Here is a 13,024-nt window from a genome sequence, read left to right on the forward strand (position 1 = left end):
AAAAATGGAAGTCATTGGCCAAACCATTGACGATGCAGCCGGAGAAGCATTTGACAAGTGCGCCAAAGTAATGGGAATGCCCTACCCCGGCGGTCCGCTGATTGACAAGCTGGCCAAAGAAGGAAATCCGAACGCTTTTGAATTTGCCAAACCACGAATCAAAGATTTGGATTACAGTTTTAGCGGACTAAAAACCAGCTTTTTGTATTTTTTACGTGACCGACTTAAAGAAAATGAAAACTTCATTGAAGAGAATCAGCGAGATTTGTGTGCTTCACTGCAAAAAACAATTATCGATATTTTGATGAACAAATTGGTTAAAGCAGCCAAGCAAACAGGGATTTCTGAAATTACGATTGGCGGTGGAGTTTCCGCGAATTCGGGATTACAAAACGCCATGAAAACGGAAGCACAAAAACGACATTGGAATATCTACATTCCAAAATTTGCCTTTACCATGGACAATGCTGCTATGATTGCCATTACCGGCTACTATAAATTTCAAAAGAATCAGTTTGCCGAGCAAGATGTTGTTCCGTTTGCACGCATGAGCATTAATGATTAGAAGTTAATCTTCTTCAACGACCATCCGTCAATTAATTCTAAAAATCTAAAACTTAGAATTTGGAAACGAACGCAAAAATACCGGTTGTTTTGGTAACCGGCTTTTTAGGAGTCGGCAAAACTACTTTTATCAACGAAGTAATTCGCAAACATCAGCATCTGAAATTAGCACTGGTTGAAAACGAATTTGGTCAGCAGTCAATCGATCAGGATTTGATTGTTGGTATGCGCAGTGAAAACATTTTTGACCTGAGTAACGGATGCATCTGTTGTTCTATTTCCAACGAGTTTTCCCTCACTTTACTCGACTTAGCAGACAAGGCCGGAGAGATTGATTATTTGCTAATTGAAACCACAGGAATTGCTGACCTTTCGAATGTGATCAAACCATTTTACGACGACAAGGAACTGAAAGAAAAATACACCCTTAGCGGAAGTGTTTGCTTAGTTGATGCCCAAAACTTTGAACAGCAAATGAGCGAACGTGAACAGCAAATGCAAATTATACTGAGCGACTTGCTGGTTATTAATAAAACCGACACCATTGCGGAAGAGCAAGCACAGCAAGACATCGAAAAGAAATTGAAAGCGTGGAATGGAACAGCCCAGCTTATTTCTGCTGAATATGGCCAAACAGATCAATTTCAGTTAGCGAATTTTGCAGAACAAGTGCAGAGTGAAATAGAACGAAAAATGGCGAAACCACTGATGTTTCGGCTGGTTGAATCGAAAAAGTACACCACCTTTACGCACGAGTTTTCCGGATTCATCAAATTTGATCGCTTCAAATATTGGTTCGACTACTTTGCCTCGATCAACCAACTCGAGATTTACAGAATTAAAGGAATCCTTTTCACCCAAGACAACCCAAATAAAATAGTGGTTCAGTCAGTTGGTGGAGCGGTGAATTATGCTGAAGGAAGTATGATCATGCCCGGCGAAGCCCCCGTAAACCGGATCGTTTTCATTGGAAAAGAAATTGATTTTGAACGAATCGGCTATGAACTCAACGAATATTTAACCAAGGATTTGAATCCATAAAGGAAGAGTAAGAACAGATAAAACGGTACTTAAAACAACAACTTTCGAGGCAAAAGACGCATTCAAATTATATTTCACCGACAAAACATAGGGAGTTAATCCCATTGGCATGGCAGCTTCCAATACACTTGCCCGCATATCAAAAGAAACATCGGCTAATCTTACAACACCCCAAAAAAGCATCGGCAGCAAAAACAGAATCACCACGGAAAAAGCAGCTACAGGAAGCCACTCTTTTAGTTTACCCAGAGGATGTGATCCTAAAAATAAGCCTAACGAAAATAGAACCACCGCAGTAACTGACATCGCAAATAAATCGAGACTTTCAATGAGGACTTGTGGCATTCCAATGTTAAAAACAGAGACAAACAGACCCAGAAAAACAGCAATCAACAACGGATTGGTCAATAGCCGTTTAGCTACCTGCGATACTTTCACTGTCTCCTCCCCTTTCAATTCAACCAAAACAATCCCCAAGGTAAATAGCCAAAACAGATAGATTGCAGAAATTAAAGTGGATTCAGCTAAAACTGATTCGCCATATACATTTACAAGAACCGGGATTCCCAGGTAGGCTACGTTGCCAAATGAAAAGGCCAAAACCAATGTTCGCAAGGTGTTGGTAGACAAACGAAATACTTTAGCAACGGGAAAAGCCAACAACATGCTAAATACAATATAAGCAGAGTTCCATCCAATAAATCCGATATATGCGCTTAGCGGAACGTCCAGCTTGAACAGCGCAACCAAAATGAGTGCAGGAAATCCAATCCAAAGCGCATAATCATTTAAAACACCAATCCATTCCGTTTTAAACGATTGGGTGCGACTAAATAGAAGTCCAGCCAAAACCGCTAAAAACAAAGGCAATACCGTAACAAAAGATAGCAAGTAGTTTTGCATAGAATTAGTGCTGGAAAAAGGTAAAATTGCTCAAAAAGAATCAGTTTTTATTTTGAATGTGGAACTAATTTTCAAGAAAAGGGCGAACGTCAGTTAAAAACATACCTGCAGTTTTTGCAGCCTGCATCCCTAAAACTCCATCTTCGTAAACGTGGCATTTCGCAGGACTTGTATTGATTAGCTCCGCACATTTTAAAAAAGTCTGAGGTTCCGGTTTGTGCTCGGTTACATCGTCGGCTGTTACAATCGCATCAAACTTGTCGTAAATACCCAAGGCATGCAATTGCAGCTCAGCACTTTTTCGATTTGCTCCAGTACCAACGGCCATCGGAATTTTGCCATGGTATTTGTGTACCAAGTTCACCACCAAGTCGTGTGCGCGAAGACCACCAAGCATTTTCCAAAAAGTTTGTTGCTTCATTTTTACCATTTCTTCCGGATCAGCACCTTCCAACTGGTTGTCTTTTATAATGCGATACGCAAACTGAATAGTCGGCATTCCGGTTAATTCGTATACAATTGCCGGATCAAACTTACAATTATACTTTTCACAAACAATTTCCCAGGTAGCAATGTGCACAGGAAGTGAATCGGACAGCGTTCCATCTAAATCAAAAATCAACGCCTCTGCTTCTGGATGTTTATCTAAAATCATTGTGTTTTCGCTTTCAAATTTGCATCGAAAATACATCTTTTTTCAAAGACTAACGTATTGAGATCATTTTGCGAACAACATTGCCCATAATTTAAAACTGAATTAATTTTAATCATCAGCAAAAAAAAAGAATTCATCTATTCCCCGGGAACTTCGTTAATTGAATTTCTCAACTTCTCGCCTCAAAATCTTCGAGATTGACCGGAGATCGTGCTTGTAATAATGTTTATTTTAATCTCAATGGTGAGTATTAATATTGAACTCAAGACCATTCCATATCAAGATGAAGTGTGATGCAAGATTCCGGCACCTTATTTAGGAAAATGACTGATTCGTTTGAGGCGTGCTTAGGTCTAAATGATCGGTGTTGTTAATTTCCAGGAAACGATGGTTGCCATCAGGATGCAATTCAATCCGGCTAAGCGAGGTGTTTTTACTGGCTTCCCATGAAAAATAATCGGAGGCCGGCTTGTTTTCAATTACCGTGCGAAACGCCCGCAGCAAGCCACCATGAGTAACGGCAGCAACACGTTTGCCATCGTAATCTTTCAATAGTTTCTGAATAAAAACGGAAGCTCGTGCCATCATGTCCTCATTGGTTTCCGAACCTTCAGGCAAATACTCCCACCTCCAGTTTTTCGGAAATGGTCTGCCTTCCCACAGGGGTAATGATCGCTCGCGCAACAATGGTTCTATTTCCAGCTTTAAGTCAGGATGAAATTTTAAAACTTCATTGGATGTGTCAACTGTTCGTTTCAAATCACTGGATATCAAAAAATTCAGCGGTTCATCTCGTAGTTTTAACGCTAATTTCTTTGCTTGCTGAACTCCCAAATCAGACAATTGACCGTGTTGCTGTCCCTGGCAAATATTGTTGGCATTCTCAATGGTTTCTCCGTGACGAATAAGTAAGAGGTGAATCATAATATCTGTTGACTATTCAATAAAAACTGACTAAAATTTGTGCTCACAAAATAGGACAATGATTGGGAATTTATGTTCAGACTTTCAACAAAACCCCTTCATTTCAAAAAGAAATAACTTTTTGGCAATACTACCTGTTAACAATATTAATATTGACGTATTTATTCTGTAATGATATGACAGAAATAACACCAATACTAAATACTGAAACACAACAACGATATTAAAGAAAATTAAAAGTGAAAAGTATGATTAGAAATTTTTATGCATTGATTTTTATCTTTCTACTCGGTTCGAGTAGTATTTTTGCACAACCCGAAGAAGCAAGACTTCTGCGATTCCCCACCATTTCTGGTAATCAAATCGTGTTTACCTACGCTGGCGATTTATACACGGTTCCGGCTAATGGCGGCACAGCCCGGAAGCTAACCAACGACATTGGTTTTGAAATGTTTGCCCACTTTTCACCCGACGGCAGCCAGCTGGCCTTTACGGGCCAATACGATGGTAACACCGAAGTATTTGTAATGCCGGCATCTGGCGGTTCGCCGTGCAGGTTAACCTACACGGCAACATTGAATCGCGATAAAATATCGGATCGGATGGGGCCAAACAACATTGTAATGAGTTGGACTCCCGATGGTAAAAACATTGTTTACCGATCACGCAAACAAAGTTTCAACTCCTTTAAAGGGCAGCTGTTTAAAATACCAGCAAACGGAGGTTTGTCAACCGAGATACCCTTGTCGGAAGGTGGCTTTTGCAGCTACTCACCTGATGGCAAAAAATTGGCTTTCAACCGGGTTTTTCGTGAATTCAGAACCTGGAAATACTACAAAGGTGGAATGGCTGACGATGTTTGGATCTTTGATTTCGACACCAAGGAAGTCGCCCAGATTACGGATAACGATGCACAGGATATTTTCCCAATGTGGGCTGGCGACGAGATTTTCTTTCTCTCCGATCGCGACCGCACGATGAACCTTTTCGTTTATAACATCACAACTAAGACGGTAGAAAAAGTCACCAATTTTACTGAATACGACATTAAGTTTCCATCGATTGGTGGCGATTACATTGTTTTTGAAAATGGCGGTTACATCTACAAAATGAGCGTTAAAGACAAAACGCCCGTTAAAGTTCCGGTACAAATTGAGAATGATTTTATTTATGCACGAAACGAATGGAAAGATGCAGCGAAACACATTACCGATGGCGATATTTCGCCAAACGGTGAGCGAGTCGTCTTTTCAGCTCGTGGCGACGTTTTTAGTGTCCCTTCTGAAAAAGGGATTACTTACAATCTCACGAAAACTCCGGGGGCGCACGAACGAACTGCAGTTTGGTCTCCCGATGGGAAGTACATCGCTTACCTTTCTGATAAATCAGGTGAATTTGAAGTTTACATCGAAGACCAAAAAGGCAATGCCGAACCAATCCAGCTGACGAAAAATGCGGATACCTACAAATTCAGCCTGGAATGGTCGCCTGATAGCAAGAAAATTATGTGGTCGGATCGAAAACTACGATTACGATATGTTGATATCAATAGCAAAAAAATAGCAACCGTAAAACAGGCTGAATACGGTTTAATCAGCGCCTACAACTGGTCGCCCGACAGCAAATGGATAACCTTCAGTTTGCCAACAGACAACCAGTTCTCCAAAATTGTAGTTTATAATCTTGACAGCGAGAAGCTACATGACATTACCGACAATTGGTACGATTCAGGCTCACCATCTTTTTCAAGCGATGGTAAATACATCACTTTTGTTTCAGCGCGCGATTTTAAACCTACTTATAGTTACACGGAGTGGAATCACGCATACGAAAACATGAGCCGTGTATATTTGGCCATTCTATCAAAAGACACTTCTTCGCCTTTTGCCCTTGAAAACGATACGGTAAAAGTTGACAACAACATGGATGACAAAGAGAAAACCGATGAAAAATCAGAAGATAAGGAAGAGGACAAAACAATAAAAATCGATTTCGATGGACTTTCAAACCGAATTATTTCTCTTCCAATTGCGGCGTCAAACTATTACAATGTTGCTTGTATTGAAAACAAAGTATACTACAATAATTATGGTGACGAGCGAAATGCCAAACTGTATGATCTGAAAGAAAAGAAGGAAACGGTACTAGGCAATTTCAACTATGCCATTTCGGCTAATCACAATAAAATGTTGGTTGTTAAAGACAAGAAATGGGCTGTTATCGATCTTCCTTCGTCCAAGGTTTCTTTCGATGAACCCATTGACCTTTCGAACATGAAAATCTGGGTTGATTACCAAGCTGAATGGAAACAAATTTACGACGAAAGCTGGCGACAAATGCGTGACTTTTTCTATGTTGAAAATATGCACGGACTAGACTGGCAAGCCATGCACGACAAGTACGCAGTCTTAATTCCTTATGCCCGCCATCGCGACGATTTAACTTACCTTATTGGCGAATTAATTGGCGAATTAAACGTAGGCCACGCCTATGTACAAAGTGGCGACCGTCCCGAACCCAAACGAATAAAGACAGGACTGTTGGGAGCCAAAATCAGTACTGATCCTTCGGGCTATTTTAAAATTGATCGAATATTGGATGGAGCCAACTGGAGCAAGCAACTCCGTTCACCCTTGCAGGAAGTTGGGGTCAATGCTCAGGAAGGCGATTTCATTATCGCGATAAACGGCCAAAGCACAAAGAATGCAGAAAATCTTTTTGCATTACTTGTAGGAAAAGCCAACAAAGAGGTGGAGTTAACTCTTAACAGTAAACCAACAGAGGAAGGAGCACACAGCGTGCTAATTACTCCAATTGCCGACGAGTCGAGCTTATATTACTACAACTGGGTTCAGGACAATATCCGCAAAGTAAATAAAGCAACAAACGGAGAAGTTGGTTACATTCACGTACCCGACATGGGGCCGGATGGACTGAATCAATTTTCGAAGTTGTTCTACCCGCAGCTCAACAAAAAAGGCTTAGTAATTGACGACCGCGGCAATGGAGGAGGCAATGTTTCGCCCATGCTTATTGAACGATTGCAGCGAGTGGCTCAACGAGCCAATACCCGTCGAAATTACCCACATCCGACTCCTGTGCCCAACCAAATGCTACTCGGTCCCAAAGTGTTGCTGATCGATAAGTATTCAGCATCGGATGGTGATCTTTTCCCTTATGCGTTTAAACACTATAAACTGGGCACAGTCATCGGAACCCGGAGTTGGGGAGGCGTAGTAGGCATCAGCGGTTCACTACCGTTTATAGATGGTGCCGAGCTTCGCAAGCCGGAATTTGCCTCCTACTCTTCCGAGAAAAGCGAATGGATAATTGAAGGATATGGTGTTGAACCTGATATTGAATTAGATAACAATCCTTATCAGGAGTACCTGGGCAACGACGCACAATTACAAAAAGCCATTGAAATCATTAAAGAAAAAGTAAAAACCGAATACAAACCGCTGCCTGCAATTCCGGAAGCACCGGACAAAACGAAATAAGCATTTCGCACTAAGTCTACTAAAGGAGGCCAATCGGCCTCCTTTTTTGTTTTTCAACATTTCGTAACACAATCATTCTATTTACCTTTATATTCATATCATTTTTTATCTCGAAGGTCACAAAAACATTGAGATATCGGGTATTGTAGGCATTTCCGAAACGAATGTCGCCACTAAAATAAATCGGTTAAAAAAGAAAATAAGTTCAAACTTTAAATCGTAAAGAAATGGATTTTCAAGAATTAAATAACATTTGGAACCGTGCAGACAAAAGCCTGGAAACCAATCTAAAAATCAACAAAGCCATGCTTAAAAAAGTAAGTATGCAAAAAGTAAATACAGGAATCCTTATCTTTTCTTAGAGAAATTAACGCAATGGAATAATAAGAAAAAGAATGGCACTGCTTCAAATGAATTAGTTTTACAGTGTGATTCAGGTGTTTATAAAAGTTGAAGACACAGTAAGTACCTGACTAAAAAGTCTTAATGATTATTACCCGATTTCAATTGATAAAAGTATCTTTGCCGCCCTTAAAAGTATATCCAATCAATAATTTTAATAAATAACAACAGATGAGTCTGGAGAACGAATTAATGGAACGCAGCGGATCAACCTGCGAATTGTGTGGATCAAACATCGAATTAAGTGTTTACCAAGTACCTCCAAAAACAAATGCTACAGCTGACGTAAATACACTCCTGTGTAGCAAGTGTGTGGAGCAAATTGAAGATGCTGAGAAGATCGATGTAAACCACTGGCATTGCCTGAATGACAGCATGTGGAGCCAGGTGCCTGCCGTGCAGGTAATGGCCTGGCGTATGCTTAACAAGTTACGCGGCGAAGGCTGGGCTCAAAACCTAATCGACATGCTTTACCTTGAAGAAGATGTGCTGGCATGGGCAAAATCGGGCGAACCGGTAGTTACAGAAACCAGCGATCCGAAACACATCGACAGCAATGGAGTACCCATTGAAGCCGGCGACACCGTCGTACTGATTAAAGACTTGAATGTTAAGGGAACGAGCTTTGTTGCCAAACGCGGAACAGCTGTTCGCGGTATCTCGTTGGTACACGATAACCCCGAGCATATTGAAGGCCGCGTAAACGGTCAGCAAATTGTAATTCTGACCAAGTTTACCAAGAAAACGAATTAATGGCTCAATAAACGCTGGTGATTATTTTCTGATCACCAGCGCCCAATCAACGGACTGATCGGGAGCTGTAAAATCCACCGGCTCATCTCCATTTACCTTAATAATCTCTTTCAACGTCTTTTTATCCCCAGTCTCTGTGTTTAGCCAAAAGTTATTGGAGTAGGTTCCTTGTTCCAATTTCAGCGAAAACGGCTCACCATCGGGAGCAAAAACCAAATATTGTTCACCCGGCTCAGCTAGCGCGTAAACCTGTAGTGCAGAATGATTCGACAGCAACTGATCACTTGGGGTCATCCGATAGAAAGCCAACTCATTTATCATCAAATCGCTTAAAATAGAAATGTATTTTTCTGACAACTTGTAGGGATTCTCATCATAAAACGGAAGCCCTTCCGGACCGTGAGCCATCAATTCGTACTCGCTGGCATGACCACACCAGGTAAACGAAGCTCCGGCGGTAGCACAAGCCCAAACCGAACGCCGAAGATCATCCTGTGTTGCTCCCGTTCGCTCCTGCCAAAATCGCCGCCACAAAGCATTTCCTTCAATCATATAAACCGGCTTACCTACATAGCCCAGCAAACATGCCATGTGATGTGTCCAGGGGTCTTTCCAAAGATGCCGCTCTTCGTTTTTATCAGGAGCTGCTATCTCATGATTCTCGACAGCAGCAAAAGTATATTCCGGCAAATTGTAAAAATTATCTCTTGGAAACTCATCCTCATAAGTACACAGATGCTCAAAGATATCGTATTGATTGATCAGGCGGGCAAACCCCAACTCCTCGTCTTCGCGGTTTCCCGGGATTTCCCATACGTAATTCCAGCCGGCAAGATTAGCAAAGGGAGCCAGCCGGGCAACTAGGTAACGTACAAAAAAATCCTTTTGCGTCGAGCTCAATTTCTTCCAGGCTGGAGCATCGTTTTTACTCCCATCCACCCCTAAAAACATATGCACGCCAATATCCTGTTGGTTAAACCATCCAAGGTGTCTTTCCATCCGATGCCAAACGTCAAGCTTCATTGTTTCATCAACGTTCCCTTCCTCGTAAAGAGCCAGATCCAATGTCTCCGGCTTTGGGCCATCATTGTAGTATTGCCCGAAACAACAAAGTGAAAGCAACCAGTTTACCTGAACATGATTGTATCCATGCTCCACCAACTTGCCATACACATTTTCTATAATCCAGTCGAAATCCTGAGCTATTGAGCCATGCCCGGTTTCGTAGTATGATTTCAACCAAACGGGCTCGGTTCCATTGTACGCAAACCAGTGCGGGTTTTTATCGTAAGGTTTTAAAATTCCCTTCCCGGCACCTTCTGTAGTACATTCAAAACGACCATCTCCTCCCGGAGTACCATCCGACCATCGATAAACATATTTCCATATTCCTGTTTCGTTGGGCATAAATCGCATTTTCCAAACATTACCTTCATTCATGTCTCCACCGCCTTTCCCATCACCATCAAAGAATCCGCGAAAATCAAATAATCTTCCTGATGGTGCTTGATATTGCACAAGGAGCTCAACATCAGTAAATCGATTCTGATAAACTTCATTATTAATGACAGAAGTTTCAAAAAGGCGATAGAGACTCACGGGATTAGCTGCAAATAAAGAAGTTATTTGAACGAAAAGCAGTAGCAGAATAGCAATCTTTTTCATGAAAAGGCTCGTTACGATGTATTAAATATGAAGTTGTAAATAATGGATCAAGATATAGAAAAAAACAGAAAAACAAATAGAAACGAAAATTAATGAAAATCCCCACTTGAACTACAAAGCATACAATTATCTCATTAGCTTGCGAGTAGACACTATTTACGTCTTCTTTCTTTTTGCTTCTTTTTTATTTATCTATATTTGCGTTTCCAACCTATACTATTTAAATGAGTAAGTTTCAACGTCACGAGATAGAGGAAGCAATTGAAGATATTCGTCAAGGGAAAGTAATTATTGTTACTGATGATGAACATCGCGAGAACGAAGGTGATTTTATTGCAGCTGCAGAATTAGTAACCCCCGAGATTGTCAATTTCATGGCTAAAAACGGCAGAGGACTTATTTGTGCTGCGGTAACCGAAGAACGATGCAGCGAACTGGAACTTGATATGATGGTGACTAAAAACACGGCATCGCATAGTACCAATTTCACGGTTTCGGTTGACTTACTCAGACAGGGATGTACGACCGGCATATCGGCACACGACCGTGCTAAAACTCTCAATGCGCTGGCCAATGAATCAACTCAGCCGGAAGAACTCGGACGTCCCGGACACATTTTTCCAATTAAAGCACACCCAAATGGACTTTTTGCAAGGCCAGGGCACACCGAAGCGTCGGTAGAGCTCCCCAGACTTGCCGGATTAAAACCGGTCGGGGCATTGGTTGAAATCATGAATCCGGATGGAACAATGGCACGTTATCCTGATCTGGTTAAACTGTCAGAAAAACATGGCATTAAACTAATCACGATTAAAAAGCTGATTAAATACCTAAACTCAATTGCTGAATTAATACGAATTTAAAATCCCCAACTATCATGCTACCGAATCAACGCCGCGAGAAAATACTGGAAATGATCAGAGAAGACGGACACGCCAAGGTTCTTCAACTTAGCAAAATCTTCAAAGTAACCGAAGTAACGATTCGTCAGGATCTGGAAAAACTTGAAAAGGACGGGTACATTGAACGGGAGCACGGAGGTGCTTATTTGAAAGACATTGGATTAAATGTAAAAAACATTGCCCTTCAAAATCAGGAATTTTTGGCAGAGAAAGCTGCTATTGCAAAAAAAGCATTAGCACATATCAATGACGGAGACACGATTATTCTGGATTCCGGCTCCACAACAACGGAGATTGCAAAAATCATCAGCGGGTTTAAAAACCTAACCGTAATTACAAACTCGCTCAACATTGCACTAATCCTTGGTGCCGACCCCGAAGTTAACCTGGTACTTACCGGCGGTGAATTTAAAGCACCAACACTTTCATTAACAGGACAGAAAGCGGCCGACTTCTTCAACGACCTTCATGTTGACAAGCTATTTCTTGCTACTGCCGGAATCACCTTAAAGTCAGGACTCACCTACCCCAGCATTAGCGACATCTGCGTAAAACGATCCATGATTGAATCAGCCAACGCAGTATACCTCGTTGCCGACTCCAGCAAGATTGGGAAAAGTTCCTTTGCCAGCCTTGGAGCACTTTCGCTAATTGACTATTTGATTACAGATTCAAAAATTAGCGAGGATGAGATAGAAATGCTCCAACGGAACGATATTAAAATGATCCTGGCATAGAAACCAGCCTGCAATCTGTAGGATCACTAACGAATTATATTTAAGCAATTTAAACAAAACAAGAAGATTTTTTCCATTTCAAAACATTTCCTTGCCCTTTCTTTTATTTTCGATTATTTTCTTTTATTTTTGTTTTCGAAAATTAATGAAAATACCTTCTGTTTGTGTTTGAGTCGCGGAGGGCATAAATTCTGAAACAAAAAATGGATAAGTCGAAAAAGTACATTTTAGCCATTGACCAAAGTACTTCAGCTACAAAAACAATCCTTTTCAACCAAAAAGGAAAGCTTGAATTCCGAAGTACCATACCACACCAACAATATTACCCTCAGCCCGGATTTGTAGAGCACGATCCCATTGAGATTTTCAACAATACAATAAGTGCAATCAAAGAAACTCTTGCGGCAGCTAACTCTACCGAAGATGAAATTGCTTGTTTAGCAGTTACAAATCAACGGGAGACGATAATGATTTGGGATAAAACCACCGGACAACCGGTTTATAATGCTACAGTGTGGCAATGCCAACGCGGAACACCTTATTGTAATGAACTAAAAGCAAAAGGATACAGTAAGCTCATTCAACAAAAAACCGGATTAATTATTGATCCGTATTTTTCGGCCAGCCGCCTGCACTGGATCATGAATAATGTAGAAGGCTTGCAGGAAAAAGCTCAAAAGGGCGAACTTTTGATGGGAACCATGGACACCTGGCTTTTGTGGAAACTAACCGATGGCAAAGTACATGCTACTGATTACTCAAATGCCTGCCGCACCATGCTTTTCAATATTCACACCCTAAAATGGGATGATGAACTAATCGGATTATTTGGCCTTCATGGAAACATGTTCCCGGAAGTACGCTTCAGCAATGAGATTTTTGGTGAAACCGATTCTTCTGTCATTTTTGAGAATCCGATTCCAATAGCCGGATTATTGGGCGATTCGCACGCTGCCCTATTCGGCCAGAATTGTTTTA

At 41.2% G+C, this 13,024-nt stretch carries 12 protein-coding genes; 8 read left to right on the forward strand and 4 right to left on the reverse strand.

All coding sequences use genetic code 11. The features are described from left to right. Both ACTB00_RS19230 and ACTB00_RS19235 read left to right on the forward strand, forming a co-directional pair. Positions 1 to 565 (forward strand): tRNA (adenosine(37)-N6)-threonylcarbamoyltransferase complex transferase subunit TsaD (locus ACTB00_RS19230; protein WP_463301533.1); only part of this gene is annotated, 565 nt, incomplete at its 5' end. A 59-nt stretch (positions 566 to 624) separates the two neighbouring features. Further along, positions 625 to 1,605, forward strand: coding sequence for a CobW family GTP-binding protein (locus tag ACTB00_RS19235; RefSeq protein WP_463301534.1), 981 nt, complete (start codon positions 625 to 627; stop codon positions 1,603 to 1,605). Here ACTB00_RS19235 and ACTB00_RS19240 read toward each other — a convergent pair. From ACTB00_RS19240 to ACTB00_RS19250, 3 genes are all read right to left on the reverse strand, one after another. Then, positions 1,582 to 2,508, reverse strand: a complete 927-nt coding sequence (locus tag ACTB00_RS19240; protein ID WP_463301535.1) for an AEC family transporter — start codon at positions 2,506 to 2,508, stop codon at positions 1,582 to 1,584. The genes ACTB00_RS19235 and ACTB00_RS19240 overlap by 24 nt on opposite strands. A gap of 64 nt (positions 2,509 to 2,572) precedes the next feature. Continuing rightward, positions 2,573 to 3,163, reverse strand: coding sequence for an HAD-IA family hydrolase (locus ACTB00_RS19245; RefSeq protein WP_463301536.1), 591 nt, complete (start codon positions 3,161 to 3,163; stop codon positions 2,573 to 2,575). A gap of 315 nt (positions 3,164 to 3,478) precedes the next feature. Then, positions 3,479 to 4,087 (reverse strand): histidine phosphatase family protein, encoded by a 609-nt coding sequence (locus ACTB00_RS19250; RefSeq protein WP_463301537.1) that lies wholly within the window; start codon positions 4,085 to 4,087, stop codon positions 3,479 to 3,481. Positions 4,088 to 4,335: 248 nt separating this feature from the next. Between ACTB00_RS19250 and ACTB00_RS19255 the strand changes: the two genes are divergently transcribed. The 3 genes from ACTB00_RS19255 to ACTB00_RS19265 all read left to right on the forward strand — a co-directional run bounded on the left by ACTB00_RS19255 (position 4,336) and on the right by ACTB00_RS19265 (position 8,742). Further along, positions 4,336 to 7,587, forward strand: a complete 3,252-nt coding sequence (locus ACTB00_RS19255) for a S41 family peptidase (RefSeq protein ID WP_463301538.1) — start codon at positions 4,336 to 4,338, stop codon at positions 7,585 to 7,587. 227 nt (positions 7,588 to 7,814) lie between these two features. Then, entirely contained in the window at positions 7,815 to 7,949 is a 135-nt protein-coding gene (locus tag ACTB00_RS19260; RefSeq protein WP_463301539.1) for a hypothetical protein, read from the forward strand. Between the two features lie 211 nt (positions 7,950 to 8,160). After that, positions 8,161 to 8,742 carry a PhnA domain-containing protein gene (locus tag ACTB00_RS19265; RefSeq protein WP_463301540.1) on the forward strand — a complete coding sequence of 194 codons (582 nt, stop codon included), beginning with the start codon at positions 8,161 to 8,163 and terminating at the stop codon, positions 8,740 to 8,742. Positions 8,743 to 8,763: 21 nt separating this feature from the next. Here ACTB00_RS19265 and ACTB00_RS19270 read toward each other — a convergent pair whose 3' ends face one another. Continuing rightward, positions 8,764 to 10,407 (reverse strand): DUF5060 domain-containing protein, encoded by a 1,644-nt coding sequence (locus ACTB00_RS19270; protein ID WP_463301541.1) that lies wholly within the window; start codon positions 10,405 to 10,407, stop codon positions 8,764 to 8,766. Between the two features lie 224 nt (positions 10,408 to 10,631). Between ACTB00_RS19270 and ribB the strand changes: the two genes are divergently transcribed. The 3 genes from ribB to ACTB00_RS19285 form a co-directional block, all read left to right on the forward strand. Beyond that, positions 10,632 to 11,270: a 3,4-dihydroxy-2-butanone-4-phosphate synthase gene (gene ribB, locus ACTB00_RS19275; RefSeq protein ID WP_463301542.1), complete on the forward strand. Its 639-nt coding sequence runs from the start codon at positions 10,632 to 10,634 to the stop codon at positions 11,268 to 11,270. A gap of 14 nt (positions 11,271 to 11,284) precedes the next feature. Next, the gene (locus ACTB00_RS19280) at positions 11,285 to 12,046 is read left to right on the forward strand and encodes a DeoR/GlpR family DNA-binding transcription regulator (RefSeq protein ID WP_159517376.1); all 762 of its coding nucleotides are present in this window, start codon (positions 11,285 to 11,287) and stop codon (positions 12,044 to 12,046) included. 203 nt (positions 12,047 to 12,249) lie between these two features. Beyond that, on the forward strand, positions 12,250 to 13,024 hold a 775-nt coding region (locus ACTB00_RS19285; protein ID WP_463301543.1), incomplete at its 3' end, for an FGGY family carbohydrate kinase.

Source organism: Sunxiuqinia sp., assembly GCF_055140945.1.